Below are 16236 nucleotides of genomic sequence, written 5' to 3'. Positions count from 1 at the left end.
GTGAAATTATACAGTACAAATAGTCCTGAAAGGACAGTGGATTTTAAAGAGGCGGTGTTCAATAGTATGCCGCAGGACAAAGGGCTTTACATGCCTGTGGAAATACCGAAGCTGGATGCAGGCTTCATAGACAAAATTGAAAGCTGTTCGTTAAAGGAGATAGCATATGAGGTAGCGAAGAACCTTTTGCAAGACGCAATTCCCGATGCGGACCTGAAGGCAATCATAGATGATGCGATTAACTTTCCGGCCCCCGTTGTTAAGCTTGATGGAAGTACGTATGTGCTGGAGCTTTTTCATGGTCCCTCTCTGGCTTTTAAAGACTTCGGAGCAAGATTCATGAGCAGAGTGATGGGATATTTTATGGAGGATGGTGAGAGGACGCTGAATGTGCTGGTTGCTACCTCTGGTGACACCGGGGGGGCTGTGGCTTTAGGGTTCCTCGGGGTTCCTAATACCCAGGTTACGATTCTGTATCCCAAAGGAAAAGTGAGTCCTATTCAGGAACTACAGTTAACTACAAACGGCCAAAATATTCGTGCGGTTGAAATTGACGGTACTTTTGATGATTGCCAGGCCCTGGTAAAGCTGGCCTTTACTGACTGGGAACTCAATGAAAAATTCAGGCTGACTTCTGCCAATTCAATTAATATTGCCCGTCTCATCCCGCAAACCTTCTATTATTTTAATGCTTATGCGCAATTGAAAAGAGAAGGGAAAGCTGATGTTGTTTTTTCAGTGCCCAGTGGAAACTTCGGAAACATCGGAGCTGGTTTGCTGGCGTGGAAGATGGGGTTGCCTGTTAAACGGTTTATAGCAGCAACGAATGTGAACGATACTGTCCCTCATTTTTTCAAATCGGGTTTCTATGAGCCCAGGCCCTCTGTCGCTACTCTTTCCAATGCAATGGATGTGGGTAATCCAAGCAATTGGGTACGGATCATGCAACTGTTTGAACATGACCTCGAAGGAGTGAAAAAGATAGTCAGTGCCGCCAGTTATACCGATGAGCAAACGCGTGAAGCTGTTGAAACGATTTTTGAAAAGTATCAGTATGTTGTTTGTCCCCATACTGCGATAGCTTGGCTGGCTATTGAAGATTACAGGAAGACTTCTGGAGATGATTTGTCTGCAGCAGTTTTTCTTTCAACGGCTCACCCCTGTAAGTTTCCCGATATCTACGAGGGAGAAATTGCAAAGCAGGTTGAAATTCCGGCGCAGGTAAAAGAGTTGGAAGGCAAGCCGAAGCAGGCGACCGGATTAAAAGCTGATTTTCAGGTGTTCAAAGAGTTTTTAATGAAAGCTTGATATGCTGAAGGCAGCGGGACATGCACCGGGCAAACGCTCAATGCAGTTCCGCAGCCTTCTTTTTCTGCCCGCTGGCAATGTCCCGCACTGCCGCACTTTGGGCAGGGTGGTTACTAGAAAACCGCCTTTGCAATCCTGTATGTTGGTTCGGGGTTTCCCATCGTATAGAAGTGAAGGACCGGTGCTCCAAATTCAACAAGTTCCTTACACTGTTGAATCATCCATTCAATACCAACTTCTTTCACTTCTGCATCAGATTTGCAGGCAGTAACTGCATCACTTAGTTCAAGCGGGATATCAATATGGAATATCTTCGGAAGATTAATCAGTTGCTTGGAAGTTGTAATAGGCTTTAATCCCGGAATGATCGGAATATTGATCCCATGGTCCCTGCACTGTTTTACGAAGTCACAATATTTTTTGTTATCAAAGAACATCTGGGTTACTATGAAGTTTGCCCCCATATCAACCTTCTGCTTGAGATATTTAAAGTCAGTTTCGATATTTGGGGCCTCGAAATGCTTCTCCGGGTAGGCCGCAACACCTATGCAGAAATCAGTTTTGTTTGCATCATGATCTTCATGAAGGTACTTGCCCTGGTTCATGCTGGCAACTTGTTGAAGTAATTCTGTGGCATACGCGTGCCCTCCCTGCGTTGGAATGAATGAAGCATCAGTTTTCCGCGCGTCTCCCCGTAGTACAAGAACGTTGTCTATGCCAAGAAATTGCAGGTCAATCAGCGCGTTTTCGGTTTCCTCCCTCGTGAAGCCACCACAAATGAGGTGCGGAACGGCATCAACCTTATAGCGATTGATAATGGCCGCACAAATTGCAACAGTGCCAGGCCGCTTGCGATAGGTTACTTTTTCAAGCAGTCCGTTTGCATGTTGTTTATATATATAATCTTCACGGTGGTAGGTGACATCAATAAACGGCGGTTTAAATTCCATCAACGGGTCAATAGCATTATAAATGCTTTGGATGCTCTGTCCCTTTATTGGAGGGAGCAATTCAAATGAGAAGAGCGTTTTGCCGTTAGAGTTGGATATATGTTCTGTGATTTTCATTTTGTTACGGGTTGTGAGTTGCGTGGTGTGGAGGCATTCTTAGTAAGCCAGGTTCGGTCCCAGCCATTTTTCTACTTCTTCCAGCGGTTCGTTACGGCGCAGGGCGTAATCTTCTGCCTGATCCTTCGTGATTTTACCCAGGCCGAAATAACGGGACTGAGGATGCGAAAAATAAAAGCCGCTTACAGATGCTGCAGGATACATAGCCAGGCTTTCTGTCAGGTGTATTTCCGCATTCTCTTCTGCATGGAGAAGATGAAACAGCGTGCGTTTTTCTGTATGGTCAGGACATGCCGGATAGCCCGGTGCCGGACGGATGCCCTGATAGCGTTCCTTAATGAGATCCTCGTTATTTAAGAGCTCATCCTTTGCATATCCCCAATAATTACGGCGTACCAGCTCATGCATCTTTTCTGCAAAAGCTTCCGCAAGCCGGTCTGCCAGGGCCTTTGCCATGATGCTGTTATAATCATCGTGATCTTGCTCAAATTGAGCAACAAGTTCATCACATCCGATTCCTGCTGTTACAGCGAATCCTCCGAAGTAATCTTTTATGCCCGACTCTTTGGGTGCAATAAAGTCTGACAAAGCATAATAAGGCTCTCCTTTGGGTTTCTCTGCCTGCTGACGAAGAGTGTGGATCACTACTGGTCGTCCCTTATTATCTTCGGATTCAAGCACAATGTCGTCTCCCGCCGAGTTTGCAGGCCAGAATCCAATTACAGCTTTCGCCGTAAGCAGTTTTTCTTTGACTATCCTTTCCAGCAGTTGCTGTGCGTCGTCATAGAGTTTTTTTGCCTCAACCCCGGTGCCTGGATCATTAAAGATCTTTGGAAAACTGCCCCGTAATTCCCATGTATGGAAAAACGGAGTCCAGTCTATATAAGGAACGAGTTCTTCAAGTGGAAAATCGTCGAATACCTTTGTTCCAATAAATGCAGGTGCCTGCTTTTCTACCTGATCCAGATCTATCCTGAACCGGTTTTCCCGGGCTTCCTGTATCGTCTTGTAGCGCTTGTCAGAGCGTTTGTTCAAATGGGCCTCCCGCGCTTTCGCATACTCTTCTTTTATACCCTGTATATAAGAATCCTTTAGTTCGGGGTTCATCAGACTGCTGCAAACTGTTACGCTGCGCGAAGCGTCCAGCACATGTATCGCTGCACCAGAATAATTAGGAGCAATCTTTACTGCTGCATGGATCCGCGACGTTGTAGCTCCCCCGATCAGCAGGGGGATGCTGAAGCCTTCCCGCTCCATTTCTTTGGCAACATGCACCATCTCATCAAGAGAAGGAGTGATGAGGCCGCTAAGCCCTATGATATCCACGTTTTCTTCTTTTGCTCTGCGAAGAATGTTTTGTGAAGGCACCATAACTCCCATGTCTATCACTTCAAAATTATTACAGGCAAGGACCACACCGACTATATTCTTGCCAATATCGTGAACGTCGCCCTTTACAGTGGCCATCAATACTCTCCCTGCTGAGCTGGAACCTGAGCCTTCCGGATTATTCAGTTTTTCAGCTTCAATAAAGGGCAACAGGTAGGCGACCGCTTTTTTCATGACCCGTGCTGACTTTACCACCTGTGGAAGAAACATCTTTCCGGCACCAAACAGGTCTCCTACTACATTCATCCCACCCATCAAAGGTCCTTCAATTACCTGAAGGGGACGGGGGTATTTCTGGCGGGCCTCTTCTACATCTTCATCAAGATATTCTATGATTCCTTTTACCAGCGCGTGGCTAAGCCGCTCTTCTACTGATGCTTTACGCCATTCTTCGTCTTTTACAGCCCCTTTTCCTTTCGCTTTTACGGTTTCTGCAAAATCAACAAGCCGCTCTGTTGAGTCTGGCCTCCTGTTTAGGAGGACGTCTTCAACACGCTCAAGAAGCTCTTTAGGGATCTCTTCATAAACCTCCAGCATCCCGGCATTCACAATCCCCATGTCGAGTCCCGCCTTTATAGCGTGATACAGAAAAGCCGAATGCATCGCCTCCCTTACAACATTGTTTCCCCTGAAAGAGAATGATATATTGGAAACACCACCGCTCACTTTAGCCAGCGGCAGGTTTTCTTTGATCCAGCGTGTTGCATTGATAAAATCAACTGCATAATTGTTATGTTCTTCCAGTCCCGTAGCGACAGTGAGAATATTTGGATCGAAGATGATATCCTGGGCCGGGAAACCAACTTCGTTTACAAGGATATCGTATGAACGTTTACAGATCTCCACCCGCCGTTCGTAGCTGTCAGCTTGTCCCTGTTCATCAAACGCCATCACGACAACAGCTGCACCAAATAGGAGTACTTTCTGCGCATGCTCCTTAAACTTCTCTTCCCCTTCCTTAAGCGAAATAGAGTTTACTATCCCCTTGCCCTGAAGACATTTGAGGCCAGCGAGTATGACACTCCATTTAGAAGAGTCTACCATTACCGGTAGTTTAGCAATATCGGGCTCTGATGCTACCAGGTTTAGAAATTTAGTCATGGCCGCCTCAGAATCAAGCATTCCTTCGTCCATGTTGATATCAATTACCTGGGCTCCGCCTTCAACCTGCTGGCGTGCAACAGAGAGTGCCCCCTCATAATCCCCTCCCAGAATAAGCTTTGAAAACTTTGGAGACCCGGTAATATTGGTCCGTTCTCCAATGTTCACGAAAATGCTTTCAGGGGTTATCGTTACAGGTTCCAGGCCGCTTAAACGTAAATGAGGTGCAATAGAAGGAACCTTTCGAGGGGGGTATTTTGCTGCTTTTTCCGCGATGCAGGAAATATGCTCAGGCGTTGTTCCGCAGCATCCGCCGACGATGTTAACAAAGCCGTGCGCTATAAAATCTTCTACAAGATGGGCGGTTTCATGAGGCACTTCATCGTAAGCGCCGAATTCGTTAGGAAGCCCTGCGTTGGGGTAAGCAGATACATAACATCCGGCTTTTATTGACAATTCCTCGATATGAGGTCTCATTTCCTTAGCTCCGAGTGCACAATTTAATCCAATGCTCAGAATATTCGCATGAGTGAGCGAATTGAGGAAAGCTTCAACTGTCTGCCCTGATAAAGTGCGGCCACTGGCATCAGTAATGGTGCCCGATATCATAATATCGATTTTCCGGCCAATTTCATGCTCATACCGCTTGACGGCATAGATGCCGGCCTTGGTAATAAGAGTATCCGTAATCGTTTCGAAAAGAAGGAGATCAGCCCCTCCATCTACCAGGCCGCGTACCTGTTCATAATAAGCCTCTGCAAGCTCGTCAAAATTAACAGCTCTGAACCCCGGATCATTCACATCCGGAGACATAGACGCCATCTTGGTGGTGGGGCCTATCGCACCAGCAACAAAGCGTGGTTTCTGTGTATTTTTCAGAGTATATTCTGTCGCAATTTCTTTCGCTATCCTGGCACCTTCATAGCTCATTTCATAGGAGAGATCTTCCATCTGATAGTCGGCCATAGAAATACGCTGAGTACTGAAAGTGTTCGTCTCAATAATATCAGCTCCTGCCTCCAGGTACATGGCATGGATCTCTTTGATCACATCAGGTCTTGTGATGTTCAGCAGGTCGTTGTTTCCCCGCAGGTCACATGGATGATCCTTAAATCTCTGCCCCCGGAAATCTTCTTCTGTAAGCTTGTATCGCTGGATCATCGTCCCCATCGCTCCATCGATGACAAGAATGCGCTTGTCTAGTTCTTTTCTAATGTCCATTATGATGTGGGTTATCTGTTGTGAACCCGGATATAAATTGATTAGCCGGAAGAGAAGACATCATATCTCATTCCATGACCTGCAACATGTCCCCGCAATTCACAAAATCCCGCTTATTTTCGAAAATCCTTCGGATTCTGACTTTCACTTATCTTCTCTTTGCCTTAAAGTAGTGCAGGCAAAGAATAGAATTTAGCACCTTGTAAGCACAGGTTGCTAAGACTTCGCAGGGTCTACTCCCTCCGTCTTTCTCAATAAGCCATACAAAAATGCGATAAAAAACGGTGAAAACCAAATGTTGAGTACCTTTGCGGGAAACTTCATGGAAACTCTCTTGTTCACCAGCAGAATGGTTCCCCGATTGGATCTATCATCAGGTATAGTATCTTTTGCCCGCAAGAACAAAACATGATTTCCTCTAAGGGCAAGTGAATAACAATCTCGAAGGCATTCCGGTTAAGTCAGCCTCTTTGTTAATTGTTCCTCTATATTTTTAAACATCTGGACCGGCTTGAGATTCCGCCAGGTCATCTCATCGAGGGCGCCGCCAAAGTTGATATAATAGTCAATATTACTGCGTTTAAACTCATCGATAACATGTTCCCGGAAGTTAACTGCTGCTATCCAGCCATCTTCAACATCCTGAAACCATTCTTCGTAATACAGATCATCCGATGAGTGGAAATTCAGAACGTTCTCTCCGATAAGGATAAATTTATTGATTCCCTCTTTCATCATCAGTTCGATGATTTCACGCTTGAGGAGCATAATGTCGTTATAAATGGTGTCGTTCCATTCGCCCAGCAATTCAATGATTGCATATTGACGGTCGTAATCAACGAAAAGGATCTTGAGATATAATGTCTGCGAACCAAAATAATCCCATTGCGGGTGGATGTAATAATTATAGATCTGTTTATCAAACTCAAATTCACTGTACTCGGTCTGATAAAACGGAGACCGTTCATCATCCGCTGCTATATAATCGTCGCGCCAGCGATAAAAAGGCTCTATCTCATGCATAATCTAATCTAATAAAAACAAATAAGAAGCCCGGATTGCAAATCTATCTTTTTTATTTTTTTTCAATCAATACTGTGCGTTTATCCGTATAAAAACAGTAACTGCCTATCTTTTATTTTGTTGTGCAGAATTCTGCCCGGTTGTTAAAACTGAAAAATGAGAAATATAGAAGAATGGCGGTTTATTTACAATTTTTCGTAGATAAATGAATCTGGTTATAGTATTTTAGCAATAGAAATTATAAAGCTTTGCCGACGAGGAAAAATCTAATCATTGCGGGTTGTTATGCGGGAACTTTGGTACTGGGAATGCTTCTTGGACCCAAATTTCAGAAAGAGAACGGAAACAAACTGAACGGGACATTTCTTCCTTTCCTTCCAGGGGGAAGAGAGGAAAAAATAGAGACTGTATTTAATATCATCAAGGATAATTATGTAGATCCTGTGAACATTGATTCTATAGGCGACGAAGCAATTAATGAAGTTTTAAAAAACCTTGATCCTCATTCATCATATCTGCCTCCCACTGATGCGAAGCTTCTCTCCGAAGATCTGGAAGGAAATTATAATGGAATAGGAGTTGAGTACAGAATATTGAATGATACTCTTCTTGTTACGGGAGTAAACAAGAGAGGGCCTGCTGCTAAAGCCGGATTAAAAACCGGCGACCGGATCCTTGCCATTGGAAATGTTAATATAGCCGGTACTGAGGTGACGAGTAAAAAGATCGTTGAACTCATCAGGGGCAGAAGGGGCACAGCTGTGAAATTAATGGTACAACGCTTCGGCTGGCAAGGGCACAAGCAGATTACTGTATTAAGAGATAAGATTACGGTTAGCAGTATAGACATCGGTTATATGATTTCCGGGGATATCGGGTATATCCGGATAAGTAAGTTTGGCGCTCGTACAGATGAAGATTTTGTTTCCGAGCTTGAAAGGCTGAAGAAGCAGGGACTGAAAAGCCTGATCCTCGATCTAAGGGAAAATGGCGGCGGATATCTGAGCGCTGCAACGGCCTTGTCTGATCAGTTTCTTGGAGAAAAAAAGCTGATTGTCTATACACAGGGTGCTCATGAGCCGCGCACTGACTATTTTGCTACTAAAGAAGGGAAGTTTGAGCAGGGAAAGCTCGTGGTTCTGATTGACGAAAACACGGCGTCTGCGAGTGAAGTTGTCGCAGGGGCTGTTCAGGATCTTGATAGAGGAACTATCATAGGGCGCCGTTCGTTCGGGAAGGGTCTTGTTCAGGAACAGTTTAACTTTGGTGATGGATCAGCACTTAACCTAACGGTTGCCCGTTATTATACTCCTTCCGGCCGTTCGATCCAGAAATCATATAAAGAGGGGGCAAACGCTTATTTTGAAGAGGTTTTAAACAGGCATAAAAATGGTGAACTGAATTCAGACCGGAAACATTTGATGGACAGTCTTTATAAAAAAGGAAAGACCTATAAAACTGCTTCGGGACGTCTGATTTATGGTGGAGGTGGAATCATGCCGGATATCTACGTTCCGGTTGATACTGCTGGTTATAATGATCTTTACTTTGCACTCAATGCAAAAGGAGTACTAAATGATTTTCTTTATAATTCACTTGTAAAAACGACTGTCCCCCGTTCTCTGGATGAATTTGTGAAAAAGTTCAACTTAAGTAAAGATCAATACCGGCAACTCTTTTTATTGGCAGACAAAAGAGGAGTAAAATATCAGCCACATTTATTTAAAGATGCACAAAGGCACATTCACGCTGATTTAAAAGCTCTTCTTGCCCGGTATTACTTTGGAGAGGATGGATATTATAAAGTACTCAATTCCGACGATACAGTAATATCACGGTCGCTTGCATTTCTGAAGCAACCGTGATGCAGAAATTAATTCTTTTCAGAAAGCGAGTCTACGCTATCGAGGCTGCTTGCAGAAGTGTCTGCATTAAGCTCCTGTTGCAACAGGGAATCTGCTGATTTTACAGCGTCAATAGAATCCTTGTCGTCCGTTTCTTCTCTTGACCCGCCTCCGCTGCATGCTGTAAATGCAAGAGACGTCATCAGGGCAAGTATCAATAGTTTCGTTTTCATAAATATCAATGTTACTTCTGGCGGAAATATATTTGAATGGGAACACCACTAAAATCAAAATGTTCTCTCAGTTTGTTTTCCAGAAATCTTTTGTAGGGCTCTTTTATGTATTGAGGCAAATTACAGAAGAAGGCAAAAATCGGGGAAGAGCCGTTTAGCTGAGTGATGTACTTAATCTTAACATATTTCCCTTTTAAAGATGGTGGAGGATAACTCTCGATAATCGGAAGCATAACCTCATTCACTTTAGAAGTAGGGATCTTCTTCGTCTTATTTTCATATACCTTAGAAGCAGCTTCAATCGCTTTAAATATTCTTTGCTTTTCGGTTACCGACGTAAAAACAATCGGTACATCGGTAAAGGGGGATATTTTTTGTTTGATCTGCTCTTCGAAAACCTTAGTGGTTTTGTGGTTTTTCTCAATCATGTCCCATTTATTCACCAGGATCACGACGCCCTTTTTGTTCTTTTCTGCCAGGTGGAAGATATTGATGTCCTGCGATTCTATTCCTTCTACCGCATCAATCATCAGGATTGTAACATCGGCCTCTTCCAGTGCCTTTATAGTCCTCATGACCGAGTAGAATTCTATATTCTCTTTAACCTTGGTCTTCTTACGAAGGCCGGCCGTGTCTATTAACATAAATTCATGGCCATACTGATTATAATGGATGTGAATAGAATCCCGTGTAGTTCCAGCTATAGGAGTAACAATATTTCTATCCTGGCCTGTTAGTGCATTTATCAGGGATGATTTTCCCACGTTTGGCCTTCCTACAATGGCGTATTTCGGCAGGTTTGAACCTTCGGGAACATCTTCCGGAAAATGCTTCACTACCTCATCAAGCAGCTCGCCTGTTCCTGACCCTGTCATAGAAGAAATAGGATAAATATCACCCAGGCCGAAACTGTAGAATATATGAGTCTCACTCAGCAGCTGGTTGTTATCCACTTTATTTGCCACAACAAATACTGGTTTGTTACTTCTGCGCAGCATATCGGCAATGCTGTCGTCAAGGTCGGTTGGTCCGGTGGTCACATCCGCGATAAAGAGAATAACAGTCGCTTCCTCAATAGCTATCAACACCTGTTCGCGGATTGCGGTTTCGAAGAGGTCCTCAGAATTGGCAACATAACCTCCGGTATCCACCACCGTAAAAGTCCTGTTTGTCCATTCTGCCAACCCGTAGTGACGGTCCCGTGTTACTCCGCTAAGGTCATCTACAATTGCTTTCCGTGATTCTGTAAGCCTGTTATATAAAGTCGATTTCCCTACGTTAGGCCGTCCTACTATTGCTACTATATTACTCATTTTAATGTTAGATTTTGGAATCACGATGGACGAATATCACCCGGCGGTCTGATCCCATTTTATTTTTTATTGCTTTATGGTTACGCTTACGCCGTGGCAGATTTTTTTCTGTTCACCATCTGAAATCGTAAGCTGTTAAATATCGTTCTATTTTTCGTATCCGAACTGTCTTAGATAATTCTCTCTGTTGCGCCAGTCGGGTATCACCTTAACAAACATTTCGAGAAATATCTTTTTCTGAAGGAACTCTTCAATGTCGCGCCTGGCATATGTTCCAACCTTCTTCAGCATTTCACCTCCCTTGCCTATCAGGATATTCTTCTGTGAATCACGTTCTACAATGATCTCTGCGCTTATTCTGTTGATTTGATCTTCTTCCTTGAAGGAGGTGATAATCACTTCTGTGCTGTAGGGGATCTCCTTTTGATAGAGAGTGAAAATTTTTTCGCGGATTATTTCAGATACGAAGAAACGCTCTGTCCTGTCGGTAAGAACATCTTTATCATAGTAAGGAGGATGTTCTGGCAGGTTCTCAAGGATAAACTTCATCACCGCTTCAATATTATGGCCATGAAGGGCGGAGAGAGCGAATACTTCCTTTGGATTCAGTTGTTCCTGCCAGTATGCTATCTTTCCCATAACATCCTGCTGGCTCGAAGTGTCAATCTTGTTTATGATGACAGCAATAGGAGAGAGACTGGTTTTTAGCTTCTCTACAATGTCCGTTTCATCATGGCGCTCATTGATGTCAGTTACAAACAGAATGATGTCTGCATCAACAAGCGATCCATTGACCGCATCCATCATGCTTTCCTGCAATTCGTATTTCGGTTTAATGACTCCCGGTGTATCGGAGAAAACGATCTGATAATCTTCTTCATTCACTATCCCAAGTATCCTGTGCCGCGTGGTTTGCGCCTTCGGAGTGATGATTGACATCTTCTCACCCACGAGGGAATTCATCAGGGTAGACTTCCCCGCATTGGGCTTTCCTACGATGCTCACAAAACCAGCTTTATGTGTCATAAAATTTTTTTTAAAAAAGATTTGGAGTACAAAGAAACGAAATTTATCTTTGCAGTCCAATTCAAACGGTACCGGATGTTAAAAGGAACCAGAAAAAAGCCTCAAAAGCTTTAAAATTCTGAAGTTTGAAAAGGAAAAAGAGAGTGCGGGGTGGAGCAGTTGGTAGCTCGTCGGGCTCATAACCCGAAGGTCGTCAGTTCGAGTCTGGCCCCCGCTACCGAAAGGATCATGTGAGATGATCCTTTAAATAATGGCCCGTTCGTCTAGGGGTTAGGACGCAAGATTTTCATTCTTGAAACAGGGGTTCGATTCCCCTACGGGCTACAAAAAATTAATAATAAGGCGGTTGAAGATAAAAATTCAATCGCCTTATTTGTTTTCTGACCATTCCTAAACGCCGCTACACCATGCAACGGAAAGGCAAATATAAGAAATATGCTCTTGTTTTTTTGGTGTAATTGTCTGTATATTAATATTTTATATTATATATTTAGGTGGATTTTGTATAGTATTGCTTGTAAAATAACCCAAGCGATATTACAAATGGCATGTTCGATGCGGTCATTAGCTTTTAGGAAGTTCGTATGTTTCATCCGCCCGGATTCTTTAAATTTATCCTTGCAATTACAACAATAGGTGTTGTATTGCAAGGATGATTAAACGCGAAGCACACACAAGACTCGATTATTACCTTGTTGCAGGAGTTCCCCGCCGTTGGGCTGTTAGGGCCGCGGCAGGCCGGTAAAACGCCCTTGGCTGAAGAAATTGCTGCTGTTCACACCAGAGCCGATTTACCTTGATCTGGAAGGTCCTGCCGATCAAACCAAACTAATTGAGCCGGAAGATTATTTTGAACTTCATAAAGGGCTGTCATAGTGATCAAGTGTTCTTTAACAACCGCAGTTTCCAAAGGCTTTCACCTGGGCAGTGAAGATATTGGTGCTACGCACCGTTTTATCGTCTATCCCGGTAAAGGGCGATTCCCAATCAATAAAAAACGACAATGGCTATCCCATTGATCGAAATGATGGCAGAATTAAGGTCAATGCGGTAATCCCACCTTATCCCTATTAGGCTATGCATGATATTAAGAGGCCGCATCATTCGATTTATGATACGGCCTCCTCTTCTTTAACGCTAGCGGGAGCTTACAGAGTATGGCCTGATTGTGAATGACATCGCAGTGGGCGCTACCTGCACAAGGTATTGAGGAAGCTGAATAGGGCCGCAACTGCCGTTGCCAAGGCCCATTTGCCGGGCATCAAGACTTATCACCGTTTCTTTACGGGGCTTCAGCTCATAAAGGTGGGCCGCTTTACCCAGATCCTGGTCGGTAAAATGCAACGCAGTAAAGCTTATTTTGCTTTTAGCTCCAATCTCAAGCCCTGTGTTCCCGCTGCCTGAAATCTTAAGCCATCTCAGATCCTCCCGGTTGCCCATTGCCTGCGGCTTTTCATAAGGCTCAGGCATCTCATTGACCTTTCGTGAGTATATGCCAAACCCGGCAGACTCCTTTCTGTCTATATAGTTTTCATGGGGCCCCCGTCCATACCATTCCACATTTTCGAGACCCTCATTTAAAATTAACCTTAACCCGAGTCTTGGAAGGAACTTACTGGTGGTATCTGGGGTAAAGGCCGCCTCTACCGCTATACTGCCATCTCCTTTTATGAGATAATTTATGTCAGTATCTACCTTAAAGCCTGATTTACTCAGCGCCTCAGTTACAGTTGTAATAAGTAATTGCTTTTTAGCTTTCTTTTTGATATCAAAGCTTTTAAGAGTGTATGTAAGGCTGTCAAATCCAAACTTCCGGGTGTCATATTCCGAACCCCAGTCGCCGGTATGATCATTATCGATCATAGCCCGGTACAGGTTAAATTCTATTCCGTTCTTCTCTGACGAGATGAATTCGTTTCCGTTATATACGAGACGGGCAATCTTACCTGACGCACGGTTAAAAATGATTTCAAAACCTTTTCCCGATACCTTTACCATGCTGTCCTCCTGCTGTACTGAAAGATCAGGCAGATCTTTTATATCTTGCTCAGGGAGTTGAGGTACTTTCAGGGGAACGGTAAACTGCGTTGAAGCAACGGTATGTCCCTTCTTCGCCCACGGCAGATCCTCTTTCGTTTTTACATCAATATTAAGGTGATACTCAGCTTCCGGTTTTAATTCCGGCCGGATAAAAGGAACAGTTAGCACTCCCGATTCATTAGGGGCAAGTGGAGTTACCGGCATTGTTCCACTCTGGATGATTACTCCATTCTCCAGGAGCGACCAGGTGATTTCAAATTCGTTCAGATTCAGAAAGTCGTATTTGTTAGTGATCTTCACTTTCCCGTTCTGAAGATCGGCATACTCAAACTTGATATATTGGTAAACCCTTTTCACCTCCAGTAAGGCAGGCTTAATCTGCCGGTCAGATGTTACCAGGCCTTTTATGCTGAAGGTTCCGTCATTCGGCCGGTCTCCAAAGTCGCCGCCGTAGGCAAAGAAGGTCTTTCCGGATGGATCTCCGGGGATTGCTTTTTCCAGCCCCTGGTCTACCCATTCCCAGATACAGCCACCGATCAGGCGTTTATGTGATTCTATAGCATCCCAGTACTCTTTCAGATTCCCTACAGAGTTTCCCATTGCATGTGCATATTCGCACATGAAGTAGGGCTTTTCTGATGGAGCCTGTCCTCTTTCAATAATATATTGGACTGAGGGATACATGTTCGACTCGATATCTGCCACACTGTTACGCCCTTCATAGTGAATCGGTCTTGACAGATCAAGACTCCTGATCGTCTCCCTTGCTGCTACAAAGTTATCCCCGCTGCCCGCTTCATTACCAAGCGACCAAATGATCACACATGCATGGTTTTTGTCTCTTTCCACCAGACGTATCTCGCGGTCTGCTATAGCAGCTTTCCAGGAAGGATAGGCGGATATTTTCTGATGCCCGTGTGTTTCGTGATTTGCTTCGTCAATGATGTACAGTCCGTAGTAGTCGCATAACTTCAGCCAGTTGGGATCATTCGGATAATGGCTGCTTCTGACAGTATTGATGTTATGCTGTTTCATAAGCAGGATATCCCTGGTCATGCTTTCAACGGTTACCGCTTTTCCCAAAGCAGGATGGATCTCATGCCGGTTTACACCCTTCAACAATATGGGTTCTCCGTTTACCAGCAACTGACTGTCTTTTATTCTGATCTCCCGGAACCCGAATTTTGTACTGAGCACTTCTTCAGTGGTTCCGTCCGCTTTCTTTAAAACTAATACCACAGTATACAGAGATGGCTTCTCTGCCGACCACAAAGCAGGATTTCTGACTGTTCCCGACAGGGATAGTTGTTTCTCCTGTAAACCTGCCAGTTTACCGGTAGCCTTTGAGTCCAGAGCTGCACCTGATATCAGGTTTCCATGAGGATCATATAATTTAACTTCAGCTACTGAGGTGCCAGAAGAAGAAGTTCCATTGTTCCTGATCTTCACACCGGCGCTGAATATTGCAGATTTGAAGTTCTCTGATAGGGTGGATTTGAGGAAAAAATCCCGTATATGGACTTTCGGAGTGGCGTAAAGATACACCCGGCGATGGATTCCGCTAAAGCGGGTCATGTCCTGATCCTCCAGATAACTTCCGTCGCTATATTTGTAGACCTCTACAGCCAGAAGATTTTTCCCGGGTTTGATGTACGGCGTAATATTGAATTCTGCCGGACTGAAGCTATTTTCACTGTAACCCACTTTTTTTCCGTTTATCCACACATACATGGCACTGATCACTCCGTCAAAATTGATGAAAACTTCTTTGCCGTTCCAGTCTTTCGGGATTTCAAAAACCCGCCGGTAAGATCCGACTGGATTGGGTTCCTTTGATGCACTCCAGTCCGACGGCACCTTTCCCATTACCTTAGGAGGGTTGTTCCTGAACGGATAGGTGATGTTTGTGTAGATCGGTGTGCCGTAGCCCAGCATTTCCGGATTCGAGGGAACCGGGATGGTTTTCCAGCCCGAGTCGTTGAAGTCAGTCTGGCAGAAAGATACAGGCCTTTCGGATGGATGCTTAACCCAGTTAAATTTCCAGTTGCCGTTTAAAGAGATATATAGAGGAGATTTTGTGTCGTTCCATGGATTGGCAGTTGCAGGATCGTTCAGAAGGCTTGCTTCAGAAGGAAATGGTATATAGGTAGCATGAGCCGGCTCTTTATTGATCCCGAAGATTGCTTCGTCCTCCCATTCAGGGGATTTTTCCTTTTTTTTTGCCGTGATCGTGGTTGTTGATTTTTGAAACTTCCATTCCTGGCTTAAGTCGGTGTTGTCCGGTGCTGTCTGAAATAGTATCAGATTGTTGCCATCTCTTCTGGCCGACAGATTCAGTTTACTGGCGACGCTGGTAATGGTAAAAGTTCCATTCGGTTTCCCGGATATCTTCCATCTTTGGTTTCTGTTGTCATCTTCCTTTCCCCATAATATTACAGGGTTGCCCTGAGGGGACGACAGGTTCCCATTATCGATACTCATAGAACTGTCAAAAGTGCTGATAATGCGGGTTCCGTCTTCAAAAGATGTAAAGAGCCAGACGTTCGAATAATTTGTCTTCGTTTCCTTCCTGAGATAGATAAAATCCAGGTCTGCGGGATCCTCGTTTACACATGCTATGTTGCCATTTCCGTTAACAAGCTTGTAAAAAGCTCCTGGTTCCAAATTTTGG

The 16236-nt window shown here is 44.3% G+C and carries 9 protein-coding genes, 2 tRNA genes and 1 riboswitch; of the genes, 4 read left to right on the top strand and 7 right to left on the bottom strand.

What is annotated here, in order from left to right:
• The coding region (thrC, locus tag DDR33_RS08495) for a threonine synthase (RefSeq protein WP_238387722.1) at positions 1-1308 on the top strand (1308 nt) is incomplete at its 5' end.
• Positions 1309-1421: 113 nt separating this feature from the next.
• On the opposite strand, the gene metF is transcribed toward thrC, so the two are convergent.
• The 3 genes from metF to DDR33_RS08480 form a co-directional block, all read right to left on the bottom strand.
• A complete protein-coding gene (gene metF, locus DDR33_RS08490; RefSeq protein WP_109415351.1) occupies positions 1422-2375 on the bottom strand; it encodes a methylenetetrahydrofolate reductase [NAD(P)H] in 954 nt (317 codons plus the stop codon).
• A gap of 39 nt (positions 2376-2414) precedes the next feature.
• Complete coding sequence (gene metH / locus DDR33_RS08485; RefSeq protein ID WP_109415350.1) at positions 2415-6086, bottom strand: methionine synthase; 3672 nt, start codon at positions 6084-6086, stop codon at positions 2415-2417.
• A 145-nt stretch (positions 6087-6231) separates the two neighbouring features.
• Positions 6232-6347, bottom strand: a riboswitch (SAM riboswitch).
• 195 nt (positions 6348-6542) lie between these two features.
• Positions 6543-7109: a hypothetical protein gene (locus tag DDR33_RS08480; protein WP_109415349.1), complete on the bottom strand. Its 567-nt coding sequence runs from the start codon at positions 7107-7109 to the stop codon at positions 6543-6545.
• A 248-nt stretch (positions 7110-7357) separates the two neighbouring features.
• Here DDR33_RS08480 and DDR33_RS08475 point away from each other — a divergent pair, with 248 nt between their 5' ends.
• Positions 7358-8974: a S41 family peptidase gene (locus DDR33_RS08475; RefSeq protein WP_238387721.1), complete on the top strand. Its 1617-nt coding sequence runs from the start codon at positions 7358-7360 to the stop codon at positions 8972-8974.
• Between the two features lie 8 nt (positions 8975-8982).
• Here DDR33_RS08475 and DDR33_RS08470 read toward each other — a convergent pair whose 3' ends face one another.
• The 3 genes from DDR33_RS08470 to era all read right to left on the bottom strand — a co-directional run bounded on the left by DDR33_RS08470 (position 8983) and on the right by era (position 11525).
• Positions 8983-9186 (bottom strand): hypothetical protein, encoded by a 204-nt coding sequence (locus DDR33_RS08470; protein WP_109415347.1) that lies wholly within the window; start codon positions 9184-9186, stop codon positions 8983-8985.
• Between the two features lie 11 nt (positions 9187-9197).
• Positions 9198-10499: a ribosome biogenesis GTPase Der gene (der, locus tag DDR33_RS08465; RefSeq protein ID WP_109415346.1), complete on the bottom strand. Its 1302-nt coding sequence runs from the start codon at positions 10497-10499 to the stop codon at positions 9198-9200.
• Between the two features lie 147 nt (positions 10500-10646).
• Entirely contained in the window at positions 10647-11525 is an 879-nt protein-coding gene (era, locus tag DDR33_RS08460; protein ID WP_109415345.1) for a GTPase Era, read from the bottom strand.
• Positions 11526-11669: 144 nt separating this feature from the next.
• On the opposite strand from era, the gene DDR33_RS08455 reads away from it, so the two are divergent.
• Positions 11670-11742: transfer RNA gene (locus DDR33_RS08455), tRNA-Met, on the top strand.
• A gap of 35 nt (positions 11743-11777) precedes the next feature.
• A tRNA-Glu gene (locus tag DDR33_RS08450) sits at positions 11778-11849 on the top strand.
• 813 nt (positions 11850-12662) lie between these two features.
• Here DDR33_RS08450 and DDR33_RS08440 read toward each other — a convergent pair.
• Complete coding sequence (locus DDR33_RS08440; protein ID WP_158280684.1) at positions 12663-16229, bottom strand: glycoside hydrolase family 2 TIM barrel-domain containing protein; 3567 nt, start codon at positions 16227-16229, stop codon at positions 12663-12665.
• Between the last annotated feature and the right edge of the window lie 7 nt (positions 16230-16236).

Origin of the sequence: Pararcticibacter amylolyticus, from assembly GCF_003130405.1 — a bacterium.
In the GTDB taxonomy this organism is placed as follows: domain Bacteria; phylum Bacteroidota; class Bacteroidia; order Sphingobacteriales; family Sphingobacteriaceae; genus Arcticibacter; species Arcticibacter amylolyticus.
The sequence above is the reverse complement of the archived record's forward strand: the minus strand, read 5'-3'. Positions and strand labels throughout refer to the sequence as shown.